19 protein-coding genes are annotated in these 26,219 nt (G+C 70.2%); 11 read left to right on the top strand and 8 right to left on the bottom strand.

Features of this window, described 5'->3' with window-relative positions; translation table 11 throughout:
* Window positions 1–62: 62 nt before the first annotated feature.
* From acs to AB0B66_RS28285, 7 genes are all read left to right on the top strand, one after another.
* Window positions 63–2,015: an acetate--CoA ligase gene (acs, locus tag AB0B66_RS28315; protein ID WP_360535627.1), complete on the top strand. Its 1,953-nt coding sequence runs from the start codon at window positions 63–65 to the stop codon at window positions 2,013–2,015.
* A gap of 152 nt (window positions 2,016–2,167) precedes the next feature.
* Window positions 2,168–3,181 (top strand): helix-turn-helix transcriptional regulator, encoded by a 1,014-nt coding sequence (locus AB0B66_RS28310; protein WP_360535625.1) that lies wholly within the window; start codon window positions 2,168–2,170, stop codon window positions 3,179–3,181.
* A gap of 123 nt (window positions 3,182–3,304) precedes the next feature.
* Window positions 3,305–3,535: a helix-turn-helix transcriptional regulator gene (locus AB0B66_RS28305; protein ID WP_360535624.1), complete on the top strand. Its 231-nt coding sequence runs from the start codon at window positions 3,305–3,307 to the stop codon at window positions 3,533–3,535.
* Window positions 3,536–3,929: 394 nt separating this feature from the next.
* Window positions 3,930–4,988 (top strand): helix-turn-helix transcriptional regulator, encoded by a 1,059-nt coding sequence (locus AB0B66_RS28300; RefSeq protein WP_360535622.1) that lies wholly within the window; start codon window positions 3,930–3,932, stop codon window positions 4,986–4,988.
* Between the two features lie 5 nt (window positions 4,989–4,993).
* Window positions 4,994–5,572, top strand: coding sequence for a hypothetical protein (locus AB0B66_RS28295; RefSeq protein WP_360535620.1), 579 nt, complete (start codon window positions 4,994–4,996; stop codon window positions 5,570–5,572).
* A gap of 381 nt (window positions 5,573–5,953) precedes the next feature.
* A complete protein-coding gene (locus AB0B66_RS28290; protein ID WP_360535618.1) occupies window positions 5,954–8,731 on the top strand; it encodes an immune inhibitor A domain-containing protein in 2,778 nt (925 codons plus the stop codon).
* Window positions 8,732–9,133: 402 nt separating this feature from the next.
* On the top strand, window positions 9,134–11,914 hold the full coding sequence (locus AB0B66_RS28285) for an immune inhibitor A domain-containing protein (RefSeq protein WP_360535616.1): 2,781 nt from the start codon (window positions 9,134–9,136) through the stop codon (window positions 11,912–11,914).
* Window positions 11,915–11,978: 64 nt separating this feature from the next.
* Here AB0B66_RS28285 and AB0B66_RS28280 read toward each other — a convergent pair whose 3' ends face one another.
* The 3 genes from AB0B66_RS28280 to AB0B66_RS28270 form a co-directional block, all read right to left on the bottom strand.
* A complete protein-coding gene (locus AB0B66_RS28280) occupies window positions 11,979–12,488 on the bottom strand; it encodes a vanadium-dependent haloperoxidase (protein WP_360535614.1) in 510 nt (169 codons plus the stop codon).
* Window positions 12,489–12,726: 238 nt separating this feature from the next.
* Window positions 12,727–15,066, bottom strand: a complete 2,340-nt coding sequence (locus AB0B66_RS28275; protein WP_360535612.1) for an immune inhibitor A domain-containing protein — start codon at window positions 15,064–15,066, stop codon at window positions 12,727–12,729.
* Window positions 15,067–15,216: 150 nt separating this feature from the next.
* On the bottom strand, window positions 15,217–16,335 hold the full coding sequence (locus AB0B66_RS28270; RefSeq protein ID WP_360535610.1) for a C45 family peptidase: 1,119 nt from the start codon (window positions 16,333–16,335) through the stop codon (window positions 15,217–15,219).
* A 127-nt stretch (window positions 16,336–16,462) separates the two neighbouring features.
* Between AB0B66_RS28270 and nhaA the strand changes: the two genes are divergently transcribed.
* Window positions 16,463–17,710 (top strand): Na+/H+ antiporter NhaA, encoded by a 1,248-nt coding sequence (nhaA, locus tag AB0B66_RS28265; protein WP_360535608.1) that lies wholly within the window; start codon window positions 16,463–16,465, stop codon window positions 17,708–17,710.
* Window positions 17,711–17,790: 80 nt separating this feature from the next.
* Window positions 17,791–18,708 (top strand): alpha/beta hydrolase, encoded by a 918-nt coding sequence (locus AB0B66_RS28260; protein ID WP_360535606.1) that lies wholly within the window; start codon window positions 17,791–17,793, stop codon window positions 18,706–18,708.
* 13 nt (window positions 18,709–18,721) lie between these two features.
* On the opposite strand, the gene AB0B66_RS28255 is transcribed toward AB0B66_RS28260, so the two are convergent.
* Both AB0B66_RS28255 and AB0B66_RS28250 read right to left on the bottom strand, forming a co-directional pair.
* Entirely contained in the window at window positions 18,722–19,087 is a 366-nt protein-coding gene (locus AB0B66_RS28255; RefSeq protein WP_360535604.1) for a hypothetical protein, read from the bottom strand.
* On the bottom strand, window positions 19,084–21,333 hold the full coding sequence (locus AB0B66_RS28250) for an SseB family protein (protein ID WP_360535602.1): 2,250 nt from the start codon (window positions 21,331–21,333) through the stop codon (window positions 19,084–19,086). The genes AB0B66_RS28255 and AB0B66_RS28250 overlap by 4 nt, the downstream gene beginning before the upstream one ends.
* Before the next feature lie 189 nt (window positions 21,334–21,522).
* Between AB0B66_RS28250 and mycP the strand changes: the two genes are divergently transcribed.
* Both mycP and AB0B66_RS28240 read left to right on the top strand, forming a co-directional pair.
* Entirely contained in the window at window positions 21,523–22,758 is a 1,236-nt protein-coding gene (gene mycP, locus AB0B66_RS28245; protein ID WP_360535600.1) for a type VII secretion-associated serine protease mycosin, read from the top strand.
* Between the two features lie 150 nt (window positions 22,759–22,908).
* Window positions 22,909–23,868, top strand: a complete 960-nt coding sequence (locus AB0B66_RS28240) for a sulfotransferase (RefSeq protein ID WP_360535598.1) — start codon at window positions 22,909–22,911, stop codon at window positions 23,866–23,868.
* Window positions 23,869–23,928: 60 nt separating this feature from the next.
* On the opposite strand, the gene AB0B66_RS28235 is transcribed toward AB0B66_RS28240, so the two are convergent.
* The 3 genes from AB0B66_RS28235 to eccB all read right to left on the bottom strand — a co-directional run bounded on the left by AB0B66_RS28235 (window position 23,929) and on the right by eccB (window position 26,108).
* Window positions 23,929–24,225: a WXG100 family type VII secretion target gene (locus tag AB0B66_RS28235; protein ID WP_360535596.1), complete on the bottom strand. Its 297-nt coding sequence runs from the start codon at window positions 24,223–24,225 to the stop codon at window positions 23,929–23,931.
* Between the two features lie 34 nt (window positions 24,226–24,259).
* Complete coding sequence (locus AB0B66_RS28230; RefSeq protein ID WP_239168027.1) at window positions 24,260–24,550, bottom strand: WXG100 family type VII secretion target; 291 nt, start codon at window positions 24,548–24,550, stop codon at window positions 24,260–24,262.
* Between the two features lie 181 nt (window positions 24,551–24,731).
* Complete coding sequence (eccB, locus tag AB0B66_RS28225) at window positions 24,732–26,108, bottom strand: type VII secretion protein EccB (protein WP_360535594.1); 1,377 nt, start codon at window positions 26,106–26,108, stop codon at window positions 24,732–24,734.
* Between the last annotated feature and the right edge of the window lie 111 nt (window positions 26,109–26,219).

Here is a 26,219-nt window from a genome sequence, read left to right as displayed (position 1 = left end):
CGTAACATCACCCGGAGACCCAGGTCACATGGCATGACCATCACCCCTAGGGAGGCGCTGTAGTGAGCGAGACCCTCGAAAACCTGCTGCACGAGTCGCGCCGGTTCCCCCCGCCGGCGGAGATCGCCGCGCACGCGAACGTCACCGCCGAGGCTTACGCGCAGGCCGACGCCGACCGGCTGGCGTTCTGGGAGACCCAGGCCAAGCGGCTCGACTGGGCCCGGCCGTGGGACGAGGTACTGGACTGGTCCAACCCGCCGTTCGCGAAGTGGTTCGTCGGCGGTCAGCTCAACATCGCGTACAACTGCCTGGACCGGCACCTGGCCAACGGCCTGGGCGACCGGGTCGCCATCCACTGGGAGGGCGAGCCGGGCGACACCCGCACCATCACGTACGCGGACCTGCACGCCGAGGTGTGCCGCGCGGCCAACGCGCTGACCGAGCTCGGGGTGAACGCGGGCGACCGGGTCGCGATCTACATGCCGATGATCCCCGAGGCGGCCGTCGCGATGCTGGCCTGCGCCCGCATCGGCGCGACGCACTCGGTGGTGTTCGGCGGCTTCAGCAAGGACGCGCTCGGCGGCCGCATCCAGGACGCCAGCGCCAAGGTCGTCATCACCGCCGACGGCGGCTACCGCCGCGGCGCGCCGAGCGCGCTCAAGCCGACCGTCGACGAGTCCGTGGCCGAGTGCCCGACCGTCGAGAAGGTCCTCGTGGTGCGCCGCACCGGGCAGGACGTCGCCTGGGACGACAGCCGTGACGTGTGGTGGCACGACGCCGTCGGCAACGCCAGCCCCGAGCACGAGGCGCAGCCGTTCGACGCCGAGCACCCGCTGTTCATCCTGTACACCTCCGGCACGACCGCGAAGCCGAAGGGCATCCTGCACACCACCGGCGGTTACCTGACCCAGGCCTCGTACACCCACCACGCGGTGTTCGACCTGAAGCCGGAGACCGACGTCTACTGGTGCACCGCCGACATCGGCTGGGTCACCGGGCACAGCTACATCGTGTACGGCCCGCTCTCCAACGGCGCCACCCAGGTCATGTACGAGGGCACCCCGGACACCCCGCACCGCGGCCGGTTCTGGGAACTCGTGGAGAAGTACCGCGTCACGATCCTCTACACCGCACCCACCGCGATCCGCACGTTCGCCAAGTGGGGCGACGACATCCCGGCGCAGTTCGACCTCAGCTCGCTGCGGCTGCTCGGCTCGGTCGGCGAGCCGATCAACCCCGAGGCGTGGATGTGGTACCGCGAGCACATCGGCGGCAACCGGTGCCCGATCGTGGACACCTGGTGGCAGACCGAGACCGGGGCCATCATGATCTCGCCGCTGCCGGGCGTGACCGACTGCAAGCCGGGTTCGGCGATGGGCCCGCTGCCGGGCATCAAGGCCGAGGTCGTCGCCGACGACGGCTCGATCGTGGGCAACGGCGGCGGCGGTTACCTGGCGCTGACCGGCCCGTGGCCGTCGATGCTGCGCACCATCTGGGGCGACGACAAGCGCTTCGTCGAGACGTACTGGTCGCGCTTCGCCGAGCAGGGCTTCTACTTCGCCGGCGACGGTGCCAAGCGCGACGAGGACGGGGCGATCTGGCTGCTCGGCCGGGTCGACGACGTGATGCTGGTGTCCGGCCACAACATCTCCACCACCGAGGTGGAATCGGCGCTGGTCGCCCACCCGGCGGTGGCGGAGGCGGCGGTCGTCGGCGCGACCGACCCGACCACCGGCCAGGCCATCGTCGCCTTCGTCATCCTCAAGGGCGGGGCCGAGGTCGGCGTGCCGGAACTGCGTGACCACGTCGCCAAGACGCTGGGCCCGATCTGCAAGCCGCGCCAGATCATGCTGGTGACCGAGCTGCCGAAGACCCGCTCCGGCAAGATCATGCGGCGACTGCTGCGCGACGTGGCGGAGAACCGCTCGCTCGGCGACGTCACCACGCTGCAGGACTCCGCGGTGATGAACCTGATCTCCGCGGGTATGCAGTCCAGCAAGTCCGACGAGGACTGACCCTGCCTGAGCACAGGGGCGGTCACCGGTGTCCACCGGTGACCGCCCCTTTTCGTGGCGATCCGACACTGTCGCAGAGTGCTCCGCCTGTCTAAGTTGCTATTGGCCGAACGGAACCACCGCCATCGGCCTGGCTACCGGGGGAGGCCGCCATGCTCCACGTGCCGTTCGTGCCGTCACTGATGAAGTGGGGCGTCTCGCCACAGGCAGACATCGTCTACCGCACCCTCCTCGCCTTCGGACCCTGGTCCACGGACCACCTCAGCCGATCGCTGGAGATGAAGGCCCGGCAGGTGCGAGGCGCGCTCGACGAGCTGGTCGCCCTGGGCGCGGCTGTGTCCCAGCGCGCCGACGACGACCTGCGGGTCTGGGCCGCCCGCGAGCCCGCGCACGTGCTGGCCCGGTTGCGGAACCGGGAGCGCGACGCGATGCTGGCCAGGCACCGGATGAACTCTCGCCTCATCCGGGTATCGCTGCCGAGCATCATGGCCGACGTCGCCCGCTTCACAGGCGAGGGTGTCCACCGGTTCCCCAACCGGGCCGTGTCCCGGCTCAGGTACGCGGATCTGGTGGAAACCATCTGGCACGAGAACATCGCCATGATCCCGGAGCCCGCCATTGACAACGCCACCGTCAAGCAGGCCGCACCTGCCAGCCGCCGGATCATGTCGCGCGGGGTGGCCGCGCTGAGTCTGGGTGTGCCGGCCTCGGCGGAGGACGAGTCGGAGTGGTACGACGACGAGATGATCGGCTACGGCATGGAGTACCGCGAACTGCCCGAGGTGCCTGGCAAGTTCAACATCTTCGATCGCCGGACGGTCTACATTCCGCCCGCGCCCGCCGAGAGCGAACGCGGCGCATGGGAGATCACCGAGCCGCGTCTGGTCGCCGAACTGAGGGCGTTCTTCCTGCACCACTGGGCGCAGGCCGTGGAACCGGGCCGCAGTTGGACGCCGCCGCCGGGCCTCACCCTCCGCGAGCGCACCATCGTGATGCTGCTGGCCAAGGGCCTCACCGACACTGCGGTCGCCAGCAGGCTGGACCTCAGCGTGCGCACCATCGCCTACACCGTGTCCGGGCTCATGGACAGGTACGACGTCACCAACCGTTTCCAGCTCGGCGTGCGGCTGGGCGCCGAAGCGGCATCGCAGGCCCGCAGCGAATGACACCGGCGAGGATTGCGCAAACCTGCAACGGCATGCGCAACCCTGTTCTGCGGTCGAAGGCCTGTCTAAGTTGCTCATGTCCGGTCGGGAGGCGCCCGCCGGCAGCGCGATTGGACGCCAGCCATGCCCCTCACTCCCCGCGAACGCAGCATCGTGGCGTTGCTGGCTGCCGGCCACACCGACGCCACGATCGCAGCTCAGCTCGACCTCAGCGTGCGCACCATCGCCTACACGCTGTCCGCACTCATGGACAGATACGGGGTGACGAACCGGTTCCAGTTGGGGCTGCGGCTCGGTGCGGAATCGGCGCAGGCTGACGACCCTGACGGCCCGGCAGAACCGGAGGACGAGTGAGCGGACATCCCCGCCGCGCCACCATCGAAGGGGCGGCCACCGGCAGCGGGCCGATGGCCGCCCCTTTCGCCGTCGCCGGTACGTGGTCCCCCGTACCCGCCGAGCGGTGAACCGCCCGGTGCGCACGCACGTGCCCGCGCCGCGGAGACCGATCCGTCGCGCGGTGCCCCCACCGCCGACGTGCCGGGCCTCGTGGCAACCCGTCTCCGCCGATAGCGGAGGTCGTGCCACTGAATCTAGAGCCGGACGGCCCGATCCCCAAGATCAATAGTCGCCGTTGCATGAATCTGCAATCGGCTGGTCGGCCCTGGTAGAGGTTGTGCCGACTGTCTACCTTGCTCATGTACGGTCGGGAACGGATCGTGCAGGCACGGGGGCTCGCGGGGAGGCCGGCATGCTCGATACGCACGTTGTGCCCTCACTGATGAAGTGGGGCGTCTCGCCGCACGCGGATCTCGTGTACCGCACCCTCATCGCTTTCGGCCCCTGGCCGGTGGACAGCATCAGCCGCTCCCTGGAGATGCGGCCGCGGCAGGTGCGTGCGGCTCTCGACGAGCTGGCCGAGCTGAACGCGGCCGTGCCGGACGGTCCGCCGTCGGGCGGCCGGGCCGGCGACGACCGCCTGTGGTCCAGCCGCCCTCCCGCGCAGGTGCTGTCGTTGCTTCGCGACCGGCACCACCGCGCCGCGCTCGCCCGGGAACGGCTGCACCATCGCCTGGTCCGGGCGTCGTACCCGAGCCTCGTGCCCGATCCGGCACGCATCCTGGCCGGCGGTGCCCGCCCGCTGGAGGGCGTGGAACAGACCATGGAACGGCTCGCGGAGGTCTCCGCGACGGAGCGCCACGAGAACCTGGGCATCAATCCGGAGCCGGCCTTCAGCACTGCCCAGGTCAGGGCGGCGGCACCGATGGAGCGCCAGTCCATGGCACGCGGCGTCGTGATGCGCTGTCTCGGTGTGCCCGCCTCTGCCGAGGACGAATCGGACTGGCACGACGAGGAGATGCGCGGCCACGGCCTGGAGTACCGGGAACTGTCGGAGGTGCCGGGCAAGCTGCTGATCGTCGACCGCGCCACCGCCTTCGTCCGGATCGATCCCGGGAACAGGGCACGCGGCATGTGGGAGATCACCGCACCGGACGTGGTCGCCGACCTCGTCTCCCTCTTCTTCCAGCAGTGGGCCCGCGCCACGGAACCGGCCCGCTTCTGGACACCGCCGGCGGGCCTCACCCCCCGCGAGAACACCGTCGTGGTGATGCTCGCGATGGGCTACACCGACGTTGCCATCGCCTCGAACCTCGACATCAGCGTCCGCACCATCGCCTACACCCTGTCCGGCCTCATGGACAGGTACGCGGTGACGAACCGATTCCAGTTGGGCCTACGGCTCGGCGCCGAAGCAGCGTCGCAGGCACCGGCTGGGCAGAAGGAAGCGCAACAGACCAACGGGGAGTAACACCAGTGAGAAGTAGCCTCCGCACCATCGCCCTGACCCTGGTGGCGCTGGCCACGGCCGTCGCCGGGACGACGCCCGCCGCCGCCGGCAGCGGCCCGCCACCATACAAGGTCACCTACTACAAGTGGCTGAGCTGCTCCGATGGCACCGCCAGCACCGCCTCCATCACCTACGCGCGGGCTCACACGACCACCGAGGGCGTGGACGTCTACTGGGCGGAACTCCACGGTGCCATCACCACCTGCCGCGCGGCCGACACGCCTTACGCCTACGCGCTGGCCATGTACGGCAACGGCTACGGCAGCGGTGAGGGTTTCCCGTACGCCTACAGCAACTCGCTCGCGATGGACTACGCGAACTTCATCCGGATCTACCCCGACGTCCAGGCCGTCTGTGTGATCGCGAACGAGACCACTCGCATGGCCTGCGTCTCCGTGGACTGGGTCCCGGCCGAGGCCGGCGTGTTGCCGGTGATCGGCGGCCCGCTGCCGACCGACTCGCCACGGGTCGACGTGCCGGCCGTCACCGACCTGAGCGTCGAGACGGGCGGTCCCGTTCCGCCGGGCTGCATGAAGTGCGGCTGACGGCAGGCCGACGCTGACCGGCCGGAAGGGGTGACCCGCGAGAGCGGGCCACCCCTTCCGGCTGTCGAGCTCCAAATGCCGCACGCGCACGCCGAATCATCTGCGGGATCCACTGATCGGCTGATGCTCGGCGTCGACACGTGACGCCGCCGTGTCACGCCGCCGCCGTCGGGTGCCACGGTGGCCTCCGATGTCCGGGCCATGCCTGGCAGTGCCTTCATTTGCGATTGTGAAGTGCTTGCTTCACGTGAGCCGCAACCTCCACCAGCCGCGTGAAGCCGCGTCGGCGTGGGAGGGCAGGCTCCCATGCCTCTCGTCTCCACCTGCTACCGCTACGGCGCTCTACGCCCGCGGCGGAGACCCCCGAGGAATGGAGTGACCATGAAGCACGCCATCCATGCGCGAAGGAGACGTCGGCTATTCGCCGCGGTCCCCGCGCTGGCACTGGCCGCTGTCGGGCTGTACGGCCCGGGAACGGCGAATGCCGTTGCCGCACCGGCCGTGATCAGCCCCAGCGAGTTCTACATCAACTACGCCGAGCCCGCTGTTCAGCCGGACACCACGGGCAAGGAGACCAAGGGCGCCAACGGCATCTACGGCAGCGCGGCCGACAAGACGCGCGCCTTCGACCGCAAGCACGCCAACGGCAACCCGCTCACCGCTCACCAGCTTGCCAAGCTCGAGGCGAAGTCCATCAAGACCGGCAAGAACCCGCGCAATCTCAAGCAGGCGCCGACCACCCAGGTCGCCCGGCTGCTAACGATGCTGGTCGAGTACAGCACCACCGCCAACGACGACTTCTCCAACGTCATGGTGACCAACACGACCGACGCCGACCGCTCCTGCGGCCTCGGCAACATCCAGAACGGTCCGACGAACAACACCATCCCCAACCCGGCGACGCTGTCCCACCCGGACAACAACTCCATGTGGGTGGCGGACTTCAACCAGGACCACTACAACAAGATGCTCTACACCTCGACGGGCATCACCGAGCGCGTCCGCCCCGACCTCACCGGTCCGGACGGCAAGCCGGGCATCGACCTGTCCGGTCTGACCATGCGCAACATGTACCTGGAGATGTCGAAGGGCGCCTACACCGTCGAGGGCGAGGCGACCCCGTGGATCACGCTGCCCCACTCGGAGGCCTGGTACGGCGCGACGCGTTGCTTCCAGGACGAGAACGGCGCCTGGCAGATGCCGGCCATCCAGTCGATGAACGGCCACCCGGACAACCCGCTGGGCGCGCAGAAGATGGCCATGGACGCGGTGGACGCGCTCGCCGCGGCCCAGCCGAACTTCCCGTGGGCCGACTACGACATCGAGGACCAGGGCGACCGGGACGGCGACGGCAACTTCTACGAGCCGGACGGCGTCATCGACCACCTGGTCATGGTGCACGCGGGTGAGGACAAGTCCGGCGGCGGCGGTGCGCAGGGCGCATACGCCATCTGGGCGCACTCGTCCGCGGTCGCGGGTGGCTACACCATCCCCGGCACGAACCTGAAGGTGTCGAACTACATCGTGCAGCCCGAGGACTCGGGCGTGGGCGTCTTCGCCCACGAGTACGGCCACGACCTCGGTCTGCCGGACCTGTACGACACCTCCGGCGCCGGTGAGTCGGACATCGACTTCTGGGACCTGATGTCCTCGGGTTCGCACTCGGGCCCGATCTTCCAGGCGATGCCGACGCACATGGGCCTGTGGGACAAGTGGGTGCTCGGCTGGGCGGACCCGCTGGTCCTCGCGCCCGGTGCGTCGGACCGCGACGTGCAACTGGGCCAGACCTCGCGCACGCCGAAGGGCACCAAGGACGGCATCAAGATCGACCTGCCGCCGAAGACCATCACACTGGCGACCGCGCACAGCGGGGCCAACATGTGGTACGCCGGCACCGACCAGGACTGGGCCGACATCAAGATCGCACGCGAGGTGGCGGTTCCCGCCGCGGCCGACGCGAAGTTCTGGATGTGGAACAACTACGTCATCGAGGAGGACTGGGACTTCGGCTTCGTCGAGGTCTCGACCGACGGCGGCAACACCTGGACCGACCTCAAGATCTACGACGAGGCCGGCAACCTGGTGTCCACCGATGACGGCTACTCGGACCCGAACGGCAACATGGCGACGTTCCAGAACCGCTATGGCCTGACCGGCGACAGCCACGGCTGGCGTCACGACTACGTCGACCTGTCGGCGTACGCGGGCACCACGGTGCAGGTCCGCCTGCGCCAGGCGACCGACGCCGCCGCACAGGAGCGCGGCTGGTTCTCCGACGATTTCTCGGTCACCGGCGGCGGCAGCACCACCTGGAGCGACGACGTCGAGAACGGCACCGCGGGCTGGACCGCGACCGGCGGCACCTGGGTCGACACCACCGGCCCCGGCTGGCGGATCGACACCGGCACCTCGGTGAAGGCCCACTACTACCTGGCCGAGTGGCGCAACTACGACGGGTTCGACAAGGGCCTGCAGTACGCCTACGACAGCACCTACCTGCGTGACGGCGCGTGGAAGGTCGAGAAGGTCAAGTACAACGCGCCCGGCATGCTGGTGTGGTACCGCGACACCACGTTCGGCAGCAGCAACGCGGTGACGGCTGCCGTGACCGCGATGCCGAGCACCGGCGCCAAGGGCGGTCTGCTCATCGTGGACTCGCACTTCGACCCGTTCCGCCGCAGCGGCGTCGCGGCCACGAAGGACCCGTCCACGCTGAAGAACCTGCAGGGTCGGCCGCAGTCGTCGAACGCGGCGTTCACGCTGCACGCGACGTACCCGTTCCAGGAGTGCCTGGAGGCGAACGGCGAGCCGTTCAGCGAGTACTGCACGTCCTTCGGGGCGCAGCCGGGCGTGGCGACGTTCACCGACGCCAAGGGCTGGGTGCCGGGCCTCGAACTGCGCGGCAGCAGCCTGTTCCACCGGGACGTCGACGCCTCCGTCGTCATCCCGTCGGTGGGCAACGCGCCGTACACCACCCGGATCGTCAACCCCGACGGCACGCCCGCGACCGGCGTCTACGGCCTCGACCTCGGGTTCACCGTGCTGGGCACCGGTAACCCGGGCGACCAGGGCGTGTCCTACGGCGTGACGATCACGATCGTGCGCGCCGCGAAGGACAACTCGTACGCCACCGTGCACGTCACGCCCGCGAACGGCTGACCGCACACCGCACCTTCGCACCATCGACGAAGAGGGCGACCCGCATCCGGCGGGTCGCCCTCTTCGTCTTCCATGGCAGGTCAGCCAACGGCTGACATACGGTCGATGACATTCGGGTCGCGGGCACCCTACAACCACATCCACCGTTCGGCTGATGTCCGCATGTCGTAATGGGACAACAAACATCATCCGTTTGATGCGAAGCGATCCGATGTCCGGACCATGCGTCGTACTGCATTCATTTGCGATTGTGAAGTGCTTGCTTCACGTGAGTCGCAGAACTCCATCCGCCACGTGAAGCCGCGTATGGCGTGGGAGGGCAGGCTTTCACGCCTCTCGTCTCCACCTGTTACCGCCCCGGCACCCCCTGCCTGGGCGGACACCCCGAGGAATGGAGTGACCATGAAGCACGCCATCCATGCGCAGCGGAGACGGCGGCTACTAGCCGCCGTTCCTGCGCTGGCACTGGCAGCTGTCGGGCTGACCGCACCCACAGCGGCCACCGCCGCCGCGGGTCCGACAGCCGTGATCAGCCCGAGCGAGTTCTACATCAACTACGCCGAGCCCGCGATCCAGCCGGACACCACGGGCAAGGAGACCAAGGGCGCGGGCGGCGTCTACGGTGCCAAGGAAGACAAGACCCGTGCCTTCGACAAGAAGCACGCGGCCGGCAACCCGCTCACCGCGCACCAGCTGGCGAAGCTCGAAGCGAAGTCCATCAAGGAGCGCAAGAGCCCTCGCAAGATCAAGCAGGCGCCGACCACCCAGGTCGCCAAGCTGCTGACGATGCTGGTCGAGTACAACCCGAACGCCAACGACGACTTCACCGGCGAGATGGTGACGTCGTCGACGGACGCTGACCGGACCTGCGTTCCGGGCACCGTCCAGAACGGTCCGCTGCACAACGGCATCCCGAACCCCGCGACGATGTCCCACCTGGACAACAACTCGATGTGGGTCAAGGATTTCAACCAGGACCACTACAACAAGATGCTCTACACCTCGAAGGGCATCACCGAGCGCGTGCGCACGGACCTCAAGGGCCCGGACGGCAAAAAGGGCATCGACCTCACCGGTCTGACCATGCGCAACATGTACCTGGAGATGTCGAAGGGCGCCTACACCGTCGAGGGCGAGGCGACCCCGTGGATCACCCTGCCGCACTCTGAGGGCTGGTACGCCGCGACGACCTGCTACCAGGACGAGAACGGCGCCTGGCAGATGCCGGCGATCCAGTCGATGAACGGTCACCCGGACAACCCGCTCGGCCCGCAGCAGATGGCGATGGACGCGGTCACCGCCCTCGCCGCCGCTCAGCCGAACTTCCCCTGGGCTGACTACGACATCGAGGACCAGGGCGACCGGGACGGCGACGGCAACTTCTACGAGCCGGACGGCGTCATCGACCACCTGGTGCTGGTGCACGCGGGTGAGGACAAGTCCGGCGGCGGCGGTGCCCAGGGCACCTACGCCATCTGGGCGCACTCCTCGGCCGTGGCCGGCGGTTACTCGATCCCGGGTACCAACCTGAAGATCTCCAACTACATCGTGCAGCCCGAGGACTCGGGCGTGGGCGTGTTCGCCCACGAGTACGGCCACGACCTCGGTCTGCCGGACCTGTACGACACCTCCGGCGCCGGCGAGTCCGGCATCGACTTCTGGGACCTCATGTCCTCGGGTTCGCACTCGGGACCGATCTTCCAGTCGATGCCGACCCACATGGGCATCTGGGACAAGTGGGTGCTCGGCTGGGCCGACCCGCAGGTCATCAGCCCCGGAGCGGGTACGCAGAACGTGAAGCTGGGCCAGACCTCGCGCACGCCTGTCGGCACCCAGGACGGCATCAAGATCGACCTGCCGCCGAAGACCATCACGCTGGCCACCGCCCACAGCGGTGCCAACATGTGGTACGCGGGTGCTGAGCAGGACTGGGCCGACATCAAGATCTCGCGTTCGGTGGACGTGCCCAATGCGGCCGACGCGAAGTTCTGGATGTGGAACAACTACGTCATCGAAGAGGACTGGGACTACGGCTTCGTCGAGGTCTCGACCGACGGCGGCAACACCTGGACCGACCTCAAGATCTACGATGAGGCCGGCAACCTGGTGTCCACGGACGACGGTTACGCCGACCCCAACGGCAACATGCACACGTTCCAGAACCGCTACGGCCTGACCGGCGACAGCCACGGCTGGCGTCACGACTACGTCGACCTGTCGGCGTACGCGGGCACCACGGTGCAGGTCCGCCTGCGCCAGGCGACCGACGCGGCCTTCCAGGAGCGCGGCTGGTTCTCCGATGACTTCTCGGTCACCGGCGGCGGCAGCACCACCTGGAGCGACGACGTCGAGAGCGGTGCGAACGGCTGGACCGCGACCGGCGGCACCTGGACCGACACGACCGGCGGCACCTGGCGGATCGACACCGGCACCTCGGTGAAGGCCCACTACTACCTGGCCGAGTGGCGTAACTTCGACGGGTTCGACAAGGGCCTGCAGTACGCCTACGACAGCACCTACCAGCGCGACGGCGCCTGGAAGGTCGAGAAGATCAAGTACAACGCGCCCGGCATGCTCCTGTGGTACCGGGACACCACCTTCGGCAGCACCAACCACGTGACGGCCAACCTGACGGCGCTGCCGAGCGTCGGCGCCAAGGGCGGCCTGCTGCTGGTGGACTCGCACTACGACCCGTTCCGCCGTTCCGGCGTCGCGGCCACGAAGGACACGTCGACCCTGAAGAACCTGCAGGGCCGGCCGCAGTCGTCGAACGCGGCGTTCACGCTGCACGCGACGTACCCCTTCAAGGAGTGCCTCGAGGTCGCGGCGGAGCCGTTCGTCGAGTACTGCACCAAGTTCAAGGCGCAGAAGGGTGTCGCTTCCTTCACCGACGCCAAGGGCTGGGTGCCGGGCCTCGAGCTGCGTGACGGCAGCCTGTTCTACCGGGACGCCGACGCTTCCGTCGTCATCCCGTCGGCAGGCAACGCGCCGTACACCACCCGGATCGTCAACCCCGACGGCACGCCCGCGACCGACGTCTACGGCACCGACCTCGGGTTCACCATCCTCGGCACCGGCAACCCCGGTGACGCGGCGGTGGCCAACGGCGTCAAGCTGACGCTGCTGTGGGCGACGCACGACAACGCCTACGCCTACGTGCAGGTCACGGCGGCGAACGGCTGATCCCGGCAACACTGAACAAAAGGGGCCACCGGCATCACGCCGGTGGCCCCTTCTTCGTCGACCGTCAGCGCACGTTCAGCACCGCCGTCTCATTGGCGGCCTCCAAGCACATGTACTCCTCGTAGGCACCCGCCGACACCAGCGCGGCGCCGGCACCGCGGCAGGCGGACATGTCGGAGTACAGGCCGTGCTCCTGCCACTGGGTGAGCTCGTGCGTGTACACGTGGTCCGCCACGCTGTCCCCGGTCGCCAACCCGAAGTCGGCGTCGAACCGGTAGTGCACGCCCAGGTAGATCCGGCTGAGCGCGTTCTCCGTGGCGGCCGCCGAGATGCTGGTGAACGCGCGGACCACACCCACCGCGTGCGGGTCCTCCGTGGTCGCCGTCCAGGTGACCGCGTCGGTGCCGAGGTAGGCCCGCATGACACCCGCCCAGGCTCCGGCGAACGTCGCGTGGCCGGAGATGTACGCCGGGAACGGCGGGCTGAAGTGCACCCCGCTCGCGGTCGCCGACAGCGGCTGCCACGCCGGGTCCGCCACCGTCGCGGCGTTGCCGTCGGTGTCGGCCAGGCGCACCGCCGACTCCGGCCGCCACAGGTCGATCGCCGTGCGGTACTTCGCGTCCCGAGGGCAGCGAGCAGCCCACGACTTCGCAGTCGTTTCACGTGTTTCCTCCCCGTGGAATTGAATTATTTCCATACAATAGGAGGGTTCGAATGAGGCGACTGTCCGGTTCGACAAACAATCGGTAACGACACGCGCACAGAAAGGGGCCCACCCCAACGGGTGGGCCCCTTCGGCGATACGCGATGGGTCAGTTCTTGACCTGGAGCAGCATCACCGGTGCGGGACCGGTGAGCTCCAGCCAGACCGAGATCTTGACGCCGTTGCCGGCCACCTTGACCGAGCCCCACGGGTTCGACGCCGACCAGTAGCGGTTCGGGTCGGAGTCGTCGAACGTCGGGATGCCGTTGCTCGCCGGCACCGTCACCGGCACGCCGTTGCGGTGGAACGTCACCGCGTCGGTCTTCTGCAGGCCGAATACGGCGTCCCACGGCTGCCGGCGGTTGGTCAGCTTGCACAGGCCGTCCGGGTTGCCGCCGCCGCCGCAGGTCACCCCCAGCCACGAGACCGGCGCGGGACGGGCGTCGACCGGAAGCACCAGGCCGGTGCCCGCGCGGTCCGTGCCCGAGGTGTTGTTGTTGCCGTAGCGGTAGTTCACGTACCAGACCAGCAGGCCGTCCTGGAACGGGAACCGCTCGACCCAGTCGGGCTTCGTGTTGGCCCAGCCGAACTGGTACGGACCGGTCTTGAGGTTCTTGTCGTAACCGGTGTACGTACGGTATTCGGCCAGGTAGTAGCGCGGGTAGACAGCGGTGTGGCTGCCGTTGATACGCAGGAAGCCCTTCGCCGTCCACGCGCCCTCGCCGGCCTCGACATCGTCGACGAACCCGTTCGGGCCGTCGGTGACCAGCTTGATGTCGTCCAGGAAGGCACCCTTGCCGGCCACGCCGCCGTCGGTCTGGTAGCGGAACCGGAAGTCGACCACCTTGCCGAGCCACGGAGTGAGGTCGTAGCTCAGGTCGGTCCACGCGCTGGTGCCACCGAGGCCGGGTGACTTGATCTTCTGCCAGCTCGCGCCGTTGTCGGCGCTGATCTCGCCGTAGAGCCAGTCGTAGCCCTGCTCGATGTCGTACTCCGCCTTCGCCGTCAGCGTGGCCGTGGTGGCCCCGGTCAGGTCGAGCCTGCGGCGCAGGGTGTTGCGCAGGTCGTCACCACTGCCGGTCCACCACTCCCAGCTGCCGCCGAACGGGGTGTTCCACTGCGTGGTCGCCGTCTGGTCGGGCAGCGGCACGAGGACCGCCTGCGGCAGGCCCTCCGGGGTCGCCGCCGAACCGAGCGAGACGAGCTTGGTCTTGCCGTCCTCGACGACCTTGTAGTCCAGCCAGCCGAGGAACAGCTTCTCCCACGGGCCCATGTAGCCCGGCGAGGTGCCGATGCTGTCCAGACCCTTGTTGAGCCAGGAGCCGCCCGACATGACGGTCCAGAAGCCGGTGCCGTTGTCGCCGCCGTTCGTGTCGTACAGGTCGGGCAGGCCCAGATCGTGGCCGTACTCGTGGACGAAGACGCCGAGGCCGCCGTTCTCCGGTTCGGTGGTGTAGTCGCCGACCCAGAAGCCCGTGTCGCCGATCGGGGCGCCGCCCAGTTTGTTGTTCGCCGGGCCGGTGGTGCCCTCCTCGGTCTGGTTCACGTACCAGCGGTGCGACCAGATGGCGTCAGGCCCTTGCGCGCCGCCCCCGGCCTCCTCGCCCTCCCCGGCGTGGATCGCCTGGAAGTGGTCGATGTAGCCATCCGGCTCGTTGAAGTTGCCGTCCTCGTCGTGGTCGTACCGGTCCCAGACGTCGAACTTGGACAGGTAGGCGGCGATGTCGGCGCTCGACTTGCCGGCCGCACGCTGCGAGTCGTACCACGCGGTGAGGGTGTCCTCGATGAACGGCCAGGCCGTGTCGGTGTCGTCGTAGCCGTTGGGGTTCGGCACCTCGTCCCAGTTGTAGCCGTACCGGGCCTCGTTGTAGGGCACCTTCACCCAGTCGGTGACGTCGCCCTTGACCGAGTACTTGCCGCCGGACTGCTTGTAGTAGAAGTCGGCCATCGACTCGCCCGGACCATTGATCATCTTCTCGAAGTGGGCCCGGTTGAAGTCCGGCGCCCAGTACGTGGAGTTGTCGTTGGCCCGGTCGGGCTGCGGGATCAGGTTGCGCAGCGGGCCGGGCGTGCCGGCCGTGCCGTCCGGACCGACCTGGTCGCCGAACTCCACCAGGATGGTGAGGATCGGATCGACCTTGTCGGCCTTCTTCTTCAGCTCGGCCCACTTGCCCTTGCCGACCTGCACGACCTCGGAGCCGTTGCGCTGGACCGGCTTGGCCTTGCCCGACACCACGTCGGCGATGGCCTGCTTCAGGGTGTCCTGCCGCTGTTTGTTCAGCGGGTTGGGCAGGTTGTCCGCCCGGCCGGCACCGGCCGGCTCCGTGACGCGGGCGGCCGGCTGCGGCACGCCGTTCGCAGGCGCTCCGTTCGCGGGCGCTCCCGCGAGGCTGCCGGCCACCAGCGCCGCCGCGATCCCGACCGCGCTGCCGATTCTGTGGATTCGCAAAGGGTCCTCCCTCCCTTGGCGGAGACGAGTCCAGGCAGCGCCAGGCAGGGGTGAGCCAGGGGGCCCGGGTTCGTCAATATGTGAAAGCAGCCTTGCATATGTGCAAGTCGATGTCATCACCCTGCGCCACGGGATATTCCGCTGTCCACATCAGAGGGAGTATGTGGTGCCCTCTCCGCCTGTACAGGGCGGTCCGGGAACAAGGCGGATGAACCGGTCATCCAAATCCATGAAAACGGTCCAGATCGTCTCCGAGCGATCGTCCTCCGCGTCCCGGGCGTCGGCATGGCGACAGATGGCCACCGGATGGCTGTGATGGTCCTGCAGCACCGCCCGGAGATCAGCCGGAGTCAGCGGGTTCGGCACCGCGTCCAGCAACCGGCGGGCACGCGCCGAGCGGAACAGCGACGAACCGCCCCAGTCCTTGATCGTGTCGTACACCGGCAGGCCCGTCTCGAAGTGATTGGCGTGCACCAGCACCCCGTCCACCGGGTGCAGCCAGCCCGCGTCGCCCGGTGCCAGCTCCAGGTCGATCAGCTCGCCGCCGCCCGGATATGCCTGGCCGATCAGCAGGTTGATGGACGCCGACCGCGGTGCCCGCATCGCGTTGCGGATCGCCCACGACAGCGAGTCCGCCTCCAGCACCGACCGCAGCAGCACGTGGTACGGCACCCCGCCGGGCCGGCCGTCCCGGTCGCAGCCGAGCAGGTTGACGCAGACCCCGACCCCGGCCGAGTTGAGCCCGGTCTTGGCCAGCATGCCCGCCTCGGTCAGGGTGATCACCTCGTGGCCGCGTTCGTCCCGGGTGATCAGCAGGAGGTTGAGGTCCCGGTGTCCGGGGTGCCAGTCCCAGTTCTGCGCGAGCAGGGTGCGCCCGCCTTCACTGCGCGACCCGAGCACGCCCAGGCTGGTGCACTCCCCCCGGTCACCGGCTGCGGTCCCGGACGCTCCGGGTGTGCCGCAGGTCGGCGCGCCGTAGAGCAGCTCGGAGCGGGCGTTGACTGCGTAGATCAGCTCAACGGCGACCGACGCGCCCCGGGCCACCCCGTCGAGCATCGCCGCGAGTCGCGGAAAGTGGCCCAGCGTCGTCGCGCGGAACGCCGCGCCCTGCGCGGTCACCGCTGCCAGGTCCAGCCCGGCGGCCCGGGAGAACCGGTCGAGGTAGGCCGACACGTTCAGGTTGATCAGCTCGGCGGCGGCCCGGCCGTACGCCGTGCCCATCTTCTCGGGGGTGCCGCTGACGTCGACCACGGTCAAGGGGGTGTTCATGCCCGGCCACTCTGCCGCACCCGCTGCCCGGCGCGCCAGCGCGAAAGCCGCCGGCCCCGGTGCACCGGCGACTCCTTCGCGGCCAACCTTCCGGTGCGCGCCTGGTGGGAACCGTAGTATCCGGATCATGGGAGACAGCCGGACACGGCCGAAGTCCAGCCCGCGTGTGAAGCGGATGCAGCGCCGTCGTGCCCAGGCCGCCCGCAGCGCCGCCGCCGAGGTGGTGCGTTTCCTGCGCACCGAGCAGATCGGCGGCCTGGTGCTGCTCGGGGCCACCGCGCTGGCCCTGATCATCGCGAACTCGCCGCTGGCCGACGCCTACCAGCGGCTCAGCGCGTACACCTTCGGGCCGCAGTCGCTGCACCTCAACCTGTCGGTCGCCCAGTGGGCCCAGGACGGCCTGCTCACCGTCTTCTTCGTGGTCGCCGGGCTGGAACTCAAACGCGAACTGGTCGTCGGCGAGTTGCGCAGCCCCCGGCAGGCCGCGCTGCCCATCGCCGGCGCGATCGGCGGCATGGTCGTGCCCGCGCTGCTCTGCTTCCTGATCGCGTTCGGCGCGCCCGGCGGGGCCGACGCCTGGGCGGTGCCGGTCGCCACCGACATCGCCTTCGCGCTGGCCGTGCTCGCCATCTGCGCCCGGGACCTGCCACCCAGCCTGCGGGTCTTCCTGCTGTCCCTGGCGATCGTCGACGACCTCGGGGCCATCCTGCTGATAGCCCTGGTCTTCACCGAGCACGTGGCCTTCCTGCCGCTACTCGGCGCGGCCGCGGTGCTGGTGGTGTACGCCCTGCTCCAGCAGTTCCGGTTCCGCGGCTGGTGGCTGTACGTGCCGCTGGCGCTGGCCGCCTGGGCGCTGGTGCACGCCTCGGGGGTGCACGCCACCATCGCGGGCGTCGCCGTCGGCCTGCTCACCCGGGTCAAGCCCGATCCCGGCGAGCACGAATCGCCCGCCCAGGCGCTGGAACACCGGCTTCAGCCGATCTCCGCCGGGATCTGCGTGCCGCTGTTCGCCTTCTTCTCCGCGGGCATCGCGATCAGCGCCGGAGCGCTCGGCGCGATCTTCACTGACCGCGCTTCGCTCGGCGTGCTGATCGGGCTGGTCGTCGGCAAGACGGTCGGCGTGCTGGCCGGCACGGCCGCGGCGGTGCGCTCGAAGCTCGCCGAGCTGCCCGAGGCGCTCGACTGGCGCGATCTGACCGCCGTCGCGGTGGTCACCGGCTGCGGTTTCACGGTCAGCCTGCTCATCGCGGAGCTGGCCTTCGACTACGGAGAGCAGCAGGCCAGGGTCAAGGGCGCGGTGCTGCTCGGCTCCTTGATCGCATCGCTGCTGGCCGCGGCCCTGCTGCGCAGACAGGTCCGGGTACGCACACGCTAGCCTGCACTCATGAGTGAGCGGAGCGAACGAATCAGCGGGCTCAGCGGCCATGCCTTTGCCGAGCGCAGCGAGGCGAAGGCATGAATGAACGGGCTGTGGACGAGTCATGTGTCCTGGACGAGGGTCCGTGGACGCACCGGTTCGTCAACGCCAACGGCAGCCGGTTCCACGTCGTGGAGCAGGGCACCGGGCCGCTGGTGGTGCTCCTGCACGGCTTCCCCGAGTTCTGGTGGGCCTGGCACCGGCAGCTGCCCCTGCTCGCGGACGCGGGCCTGCGGGCGGTCGCGGTGGACCTGCGCGGTTACGGCGCGAGCGACAAGCCACCGCGGGGGTACGACGGCTTCACGCTTGCCGCGGACGTGGTCGGCCTGATCCGCGCGCTCGGCGAGCGCAACGCCACCGTCGTGGGCGCAGGTGCCGGCGGCCTGATCGGCTGGTCCGCGGCGGCGCTGCACCCGCGGCTGGTGAACCGGCTCGTGGTGCTCGGCGCGGCGCACCCGCTCCGGCTGCGCTCGGCGCTGGTCGCCAACGCCGCGCAGCGCCGGGCCGGGCGCGACCTGCTGCGCTTCCAGCTGCCCCGGTACGAGCACGTGCTGACCCGTGACGACGCCGCCCTGGCCGGCGGGCTGATGCGCGCCTGGACGGCATCGGCGTTCCGGCAGACGGCCGACTACGCGGAGTACGAGCGCCGCTGCCGCGAGGCGATGCGCATCCCGCAGGCAGCGTTCTGCGCGATGGAGGCGTACCGCTGGGCGTTCCGGTCCACGCTGCGGCTGCACGGCTACCGCTTCCTGCGCGCCGTCCGCCAGCCGATCATCTCGCCCACCCTGCAGCTCCAGGGTGCCCTCGACCCGATCACCCTGCCCGCCACCGCCCAGGGCTCCGGCCGCTACGTCCTCGCCGACTACGAATGGCGCCTCCTGGACGACACCGGCCACTTCCCCCACCTCGAACGCCCCGACCTGGTCGCCGGTGAAATCATTCGCTGGACCAAGTGACCCGCCCGAGGGGTCAGAGGCGGGATTCGCGCAGGTCGGTGACGTCTTGTTTGGGGGCCCAGCCCTGGTAGACGCCGTAGTCGAACTCTTCGAGGCCCAGTTCGGCGGCGACGGGGGCCTTGCCGCCGGTGTACTCGACGCGCAGCCAGGCGTCGTGCTCGGCCAGCACGATGAAGGGCTGGCCGCGCCAGGTGCAGGTGCTGCGCACGTACGCCAGGTCGTCGATCTCGGCCGCGGCCACCACCCGCACGAACCGGCCGGGCCGGACCTCCTCGAAGCCCTCGGCGGGCTCGGGGCGGTAAAGCCGCACGGTGTCGCCGTCGGGGCTCGCCTCGTACTCGCGCCCCAGGTAGCGGGCGATGTAGCCGTCGCGCATCACTCTTCGCCCCCGTCGGTGCGCAGCCAGCGCGGCCCGTCGGCGTCGAGCACCGCCACCATCTCCTCTTTGCCCTCGGCGTCCACACGCAGCAGGCGAGCACCGTGCGGCAGCCGGGCGCTGTCCACCTTGAACTCGGCGATGATCTCGGTGCTCTCCCCGGGGGCGAAGCCGTTGCCGCGGAACGGGGCGCGTTCGATGACCCAGCCCTCCATGGCCTTCATTGCCGCCTCGTGCTGCCCGCCGTACGGGATCCGGTACAGGCTGGGCCGGTAGGCCGGCCAGCGCAGCACGAAGATCTCCTTGTCGTCGGCGGAGAACGGCGAGCCCGTCCAGGTCAGGCCGAGCGCGCTGCGCAGTGCCTGCGCGCCGCGCAGGTGGCCGACCTCGCGGGCGCGGTGCACGAATCCGGAGACCCGGTCGTAGCCGCGGTCGAGGTAGTAGCCGATCTGGCTGGGGGCGATCACCTTCTGCATCTCGGTGATCTCGGGATCGCGCCGCGCGGGCGGTGGCGCGGAGCCCGCCGTCGGCGTGGTCACGGCGGGTTCGCTCTCGTCGCCGCCGAGGCCCATCTCGGCCGCCCAGCGGGCGAGTTCCAGCAGCTGGTCGCCGGGCAGGCTGGCACCGACCGCGGTGCCCGGGTTCACCGCGAACGACCAGGCCGGATCGGGCCAGGTCGCGATGAGCTTCACGAAGCGCACCGGAACCGACTCGACCGGTTCCGGCATGGTCTGGGTGGAGGTGTAGCTGACGATGTGCGGCTCACCGCCGATGTCGCGCGGCTGCCATGTGAAACCGGGTTCACCGGGCCGGGGCGCGCCGGGCCCACCCGGCACGGGCAGCAGCACCGTGGCGAGCAGCAGCGTGGACAGGAAGGCGTCGGTGTTGCCCGCGTCGGCCGCTTCGAGCAGCTGCTCCTCGACGGAGTTCGACGGGGTGAAGTCGTCCTCGGGCCCGCTGGGCCGCTCGTGGCGCGGACCCGGCTCGCGGACCGGTGGCAAGGGGACCTCGGGTGCCGTCACGGCGGCGGACACGGGCTCGAACAGCGACCCGGTGCCCGGCGCGGGCGTGGCGGCCACGGTGGCCTCGGGTGCGGGAACCGCCGACGACACCGGCTCGAACAGCGAGCCCGTGCCAGGCGTGGACGCGGCCGGTCCGCTCGCGGGCGGCGCAGTGACGGGCTGGTGCGCGGGTGCGGCGGACACCGGCTCGAACAGCGACCCGGTGCCGGGACGCGCAACGGGCGAGGGCACCTCGGCCGACGGCGGCGCGGCGGTCGGCGGGTTTGCCGTGGCCGGAGCAGCGGAGACGGGTTCGAACAGCGAGCCCTCGGCGCGGCGCACCGCAGACGCAGCGGGCTCAGCCGCGGACGGCGTCGCGGCGGCTGGGACCGGCGGCGGTGCGACAGACGGGGCCGGGACGGGCGGCACCGCAGCCACCGGTACGGCTGGTGCGGGCGTCGCGGGCACCACGCCCGGCGGTGGCACGGCGGCCGGCGGGGCGAAGGTGTGCGCGGCGGCGGGCGAGACCGGCTCGGCGGAGAAGGCGGGGTCGGCGGGGAAGAAGCGCCCGCCGGGCTGCGCCGCCGGCACGGTGGGCCGTGGCTCGGGCGGCTGCGGCACCGTCACCGGCGACTCGATCGCCAGCGGCGTGTGCACCCTCGGCGCGGCGACCGGGCGCACCTCCTCGACGTCGATCACCTCGGCGTCGAGGATCAGCTCCTCGTCGGGGTGTGCGGCATACGCCGGCTGCGGCTGCTGCGGCCCGCGGGGCTGCACCGGCGGCGGCGCGGTCCGGGCGGCCTTGGCGCGTTCGAGCGCCTCCAGCCGTTCGAGTCGACCGCGGGCGACCGCGGGCGCGCCGGGAATCCGCAAGTCACCGCGGACCAACTGGGTGACGAACCAGGCCGGCAGGTATCCCTCGATCGGCAGACCCGGGTCCACGGCCAGCCACCACTCGTGGTTGGGCCACGACGTGGCCAGCTCCTGGAACGGGACGCGCCGCGCGGGTCCGGCGTGCTCGGCCAGGCAGGCCCGCAGCGCGGCGGACGAGGTGAAGGCGAGCACGTGGGTGCGGTTCTCCGCGGTCCAGGTGCCCCAGCCTGCGGGACCGCGCGCGGATGCGGCGTCGCCGGCGACCGGCAGCAGCAGTTCCGAACGGCCGAGGATGCGGAAGTAGAGTTCCTGATCCCCGGCGCGCAGGGCGTCACGCAGCGCGATCTCGGTATCGGTGGCCGGCTCCCAACCCATCACGCGCTCACCTCCTGGCTGCCGCGAGAGTACTGAGTCACAACTTACCTTGCGCGCCGTAGGCGTGTCGCAACCAGCAGTCTAGGTCGGCTCGTTCCAGTAACATCTGCGCCGGGGTTCAGCCACGCGGGTATCTGCCCACCCGTGCGTGCGGCGGCCGACTCCACACAAGGCCTGGGGAGGCGACATATGTACCGCAGCCGGCCGACGGTCGCCTTCGCGGCCCGCACGGTGGCGTTCAGCGTGGCGGCGACGTTCGCCGTCGTCGGCATCGCGACAGCGCCCGCCACCGCGGCCCCCTGCCCGAGCGGCCCGCTCGCGCCGAGCGCGGTGATCCCGGCCAAGCCGTGGCCGCAGCAGCGCTGGGACCTGTCCGCGCTGCCCAGCGGCATCGACGGGTCGGGCGTGATCGTGGCGGTGCTCGACTCCGGCGTCGACAAGGACCACCCGCAGCTGCGCGGGCACGTCATGGCGGGCCAGGACAAGCTGTCCGGCGGGGGCACGGACGGGCGGCAGGACTGCGTCGGCCACGGCACCGGCGTGGCCAGCGTCATCGCCGCCAAACCGCTGGCCGGGGTGGAGTTCCGCGGCATCGCCCCGGGCGTGCAGATTCTGCCGTTCCGGGTGAGCGAGGCGCTCGGGGGGCAGGAGAACTCGAGCAACGCCCGCCAGGCCGACGTGAAGGACATGGCCGCCGCGATCCGGTACGCGGTGAGCAAGAAGGCCCGCGTGATCAACCTTTCGCTGAGCTACAGCGACACCCCCGCGAACAAGCTGGACGAACTCCACGACGCCATCCGCGAGGCCATCGCCCAGGACGTCGTCGTCATCGCCGCGGTCGGCAACGCCAAGCTGAAGGGCAACCCGACGCCGTACCCCGCCTCCTGGGACGACGTGCTCGGGGTCGGCGCGATCGACGAGGCGGGGCAGCGGCTGGGGGCCTCCCAGACGGGGCCGTACGTGGACCTGGTCGCCCCCGGTGACCAGGTGACCGTGGCCCGCCCGACCCGCGGACACGGCAAGGAGAGCGGCACGAGTTTCGCGGCCCCGATGGTGGCCGCGACCGCCGCCCTGATCCGCCAGGCGTACCCGAAGCTCACCGAGTCGCAGGTGCGGCGGCGGCTGCTGGCCACGGCCGACCCGGCGCCCGGTGGGCGGCACAGCGACGACTACGGCGTGGGCATCCTCAACCCGGTCCGGGCGGTGACCGACGTGCTGGACGGCGCGGCCCGGGTCACCCCGGCCGCGCTGGCGCCGCGGCCCGCCGACCCGGCTGCCGAGGCCGCGGCCGAGCGGGCCGCCCAGCAGCGCTCGCAGGCGCTGTGGCTGGCGGGCCTCGGCGTCATCCTGGCGGGCCTGGTGCTCGCGCTGGCCGTGGCGCTGCCCAACGGCATCCGCCGTCGCTGGCGAGCGGCCGGGAGCTGACGGAAGCATGACATTCGGGGCCCATTTGCCCACGTCGGGCCCGAGCGTCGCCGACTGCCGACTCGACGGAGGATCCGCCGGGCGGCGACGGCGGCCATCATGTCCGGGGGACAGCCATGTCACCGGTTTGCCGTTTTCGAAGGAGAGCAGATGAGCGCGACCCAGCCGGGACTGCTGGTCACCGGGCTACCCCGGAGCGGGACGAGCTGGGTGGGCAAGATGGTGGAGGCCGGGCGGCAGGTCGTGTACGTCAACGAGCCGCTCAACGTGCGCCACCCTCCGGGCCGCTCGCCGGGCGTGCTCGACGCCGACGTCACGCACCGCTTCCAGTACATCTGCGCCGACAACGAGGACGTCTGGCTGCGCGCGTTCCGCCGCACCCTGGCCCTGCGCTACGGCGTCGGCCGCGAGCTGCGCCGCAACCGGGCGCCCTACGACATCGCCCGGATGGTGAAGTACGCGACCGCGTTCACCACCGGTCGCCTGCGCGGTCGGCGTGCCATGCTCGACGACCCGTACGCCCTGATGGCGGTGCCGTGGCTGGCGGAGAAGTTCGGGGTGCGCTCGGTCGTGCTGGTGCGCGACCCGGTGTCGCTGGTCGGCAGCTACCGCAAGCTGGGCTGGCACATCAGCCTGGACGAACTGCTGGGCCAGCCGCTGCTCACCCGGGACCTGCTCGCCGACCACGTGGACGAGCTGCGTGAGGCCGCCGTCAAGGAGGACGAGATCCACACCACGGCGCTGCTGTGGCGGGTCGTCTACGACGTGGTCGACCGGGTGCACCGGCACGTGCCGGGCGTGCTCGTGCGCCGCTACGAGGACTTCGCGATGCGGCCGGAGGAGGAGTTCGGGGCGCTGTACGCGCACTTCGGGCTGAACTTCGACGAGCAGGCCCGTGCGCAGGTCGTCGCCGCGACCACGGCCGGGGAGCAGGACTCCCAGCGCGGCTTCGTGCGCTCGGGCACGTCGAAGACGGCGTTCCGCCCGATGGACTCCAAGCAGGCGCTGGCCGCGGCGCAGAACCGGCTGTCGGCGGAGGACGCCGCACGGGTCGTCGCGATCACCGGCGACGTCCTGGACCGGTTCCGCCCGGCCGGCACGGCGGCCTGAGCTGCTACGCGCGCAGCCCGGGGCGGCGGAAGCCGCCCGCCCCGGGCCACGGCGACGTGGTCAGTGGAACAGCCGGGTGTTGCGGTCCTCGGCGTCCTTGAACTGGACGGCGGCCTCGTCGACCGCGCCCTTGATGTCGCGCAGCATCGCGGACAGCTCGTCCGCGGCCTTACGCCACTTGGCCTGACGCTCGTGGTACGCCGTCTGCGCGGCGCCGCTCCACGTGGACACCATCGGCCCGGCGTCGCTCTCCAGCTGGCTCAGCGTGGTCTCCAGCTTGCCCAGCGCTTTCTGAATGTGCCCGCTTGCCTCGTGCAGCGAGGCGAAGTTGACGACGAGCCTGTCGCCGTTGCTCATATCGGTCCTCCCCCTTTCGGTCCGTGATCTGCGTTCACAGGTTCAGCGAGACGCCGCCGGTGTTCTTGGAGGCCACCCGGCCTGCCTGCTCCTCGTCGGCGCGGCTGTACTCCTGGCCGGCCGTGCGGATCGCTTTCGACGTCTCAGCGAGCGCCTGGTGCAGTGCCTTCTGGTCCTGCGACCAGGCGATCTTGACCTGCTCGAAGGAGCTGCCGGCCCGACCCACCCAACTGGTCTGCAGCATCTCCAGCTCGCTCAGCAGGCTGCTGAGCATGGTCTGCAGGTCGTCGTTGGCCGAGTCGAACTTGCCCGCGGTCGAGGCCATGATCGCAGCTTCGGAGGCGGTTTCCGCCATTGTCGTACGTCACCCCATTCCCTTTGTGCAGTTACGCATCCACCGTCCTATGCGGAGCATTGGTGGCGGTGCGCCTGTCTCGGTGACGGTAGCGTCCCGCGTCGACTCGTGCCAGCCCGGAGCCCTCGCCTGTGGATAACCTCGCCGCGGCTCAGCCGAGCGCCAGCTGGGCCGACGCGGCCTGCGGGTCCAGGCCCGGTCCCGGGGGCAGCAGATCGACGAGCGACGACGGCAATCGCAGCGGCACCGGGTCTTTGTAGCCGAGCATCGGCAGCACGTCGGGGCGGGCCGCGTCGTAGCGCACGCCCTGGTCGGTGACCAGGCTCAGCGTGGTGCCCGCGGCGACGATGGCACCCCGGCCGGAGGGCACGAGCACGTAGTCGGCGTACGCGCCGCCCTCGGCGCTGCGGGCCACGGTCGCGATGCGCCCGGTCAGGTCTAGCGGCACCTCGACGCGCACCTCGGGGGCGTTCGAGTCGTCGCGGGTCACCGCGCACAGCGCGCCCTGGCCGTAGGAGGCGATGGTCGGCATGTTCGCCGGTGGCTGCCGCGGGTCGTTGGCGTCCGGGACCAGGCTGGCGGGCGAGTTGTCGTACTCGGCGAGCTCGGTCTGGTCGATCTCGATCTCCCGGCCGATGTCGTGCTTCTGCCGGTACCGGCCGAGCAGCAGCGCGGCCTGCACCGGGGTGATCATCGCCAGGCCGTCCGCACGGACCACCGCGTACTGGTGCGACTTGCCGTCCAGGCCCTTGATCTTGATGACCTGGCCGTTCTTGAGGTTCTTGACGGTCGAGCGCGCACCCGGCGAGCCCACCCGCGGCTCGTCCAGCGGCTGGCCCTGGGGCATGCCGTTGACGAACGCGGCCGGCACGGCCATCGGTTGCGCTCCGCCGGCCAGGTCGGCGAACTCGTCGGCGTCGGCGTTGTAGAGCCGGCCGTGCCACAGCAGGTAGATCTGGTCACCGGCGCGCACGAACAGCGCGTCGTCGCCGCCCATCACCCGGCCCTTGCCGGCCTGCACGCCGTCGCCCACCACCAGCACCGACACCGGCTTGCCGGCCTCGGTCGCCGAGCAGATCGACCAGGGCAGCCCGAGCAGGGCGCCCGGATCCGGCAGCGAGTCCGGCAGGTCCACCACGCCGACGGTGAGCCCGCGCGGCACGTCCACAAGCGACTTCTTCGCCACCGTCACCAGCTTCGGCGACGTCGCGCCGGAGGCCAGCAGCGCCGAGGTCAGGTTCAGCGCCGGGTGCAGCTTCCCGTTGCGGTACACGAAGTGCGCGCCGGAGCCGTCCTCGATGATGACCGTGCCCTCGGCTTTCCAGCCGGTGTCGCCACGATTGCTGAACACGCCGTACACCCCGTATCCGGCCGCGATGACCACGGCCAGCAGGATGCTGGCGAGCGTCGCGCCGGCCGCGCGGCGAAACGGCGCCTGCGCCGGATCGGTGTCGCGCATCACCAGCGCCGAGACCACTCGCTGCACCGTGAACTGGTACGAGTGCAGTTGGTCCTGTCTCGACGGCATGGGCCCTCCCCACGGGTCATCCTGCGGCTCTACCATGAGCCGGGCGAAGTGCGGCGGTACAGCTGGTGGATGTCCGCGGCTGATCCGCCGCCGGGCGGACCGCGAGGGCCG

It is taken from the genome of Catellatospora sp. NPDC049111 (genome assembly GCF_040648615.1).
Classification (GTDB): domain Bacteria; phylum Actinomycetota; class Actinomycetes; order Mycobacteriales; family Micromonosporaceae; genus Catellatospora; species Catellatospora aurea.
Note: the sequence above shows the minus strand (reverse complement) of the source record. Positions and strands in the feature narration are given on the sequence as shown.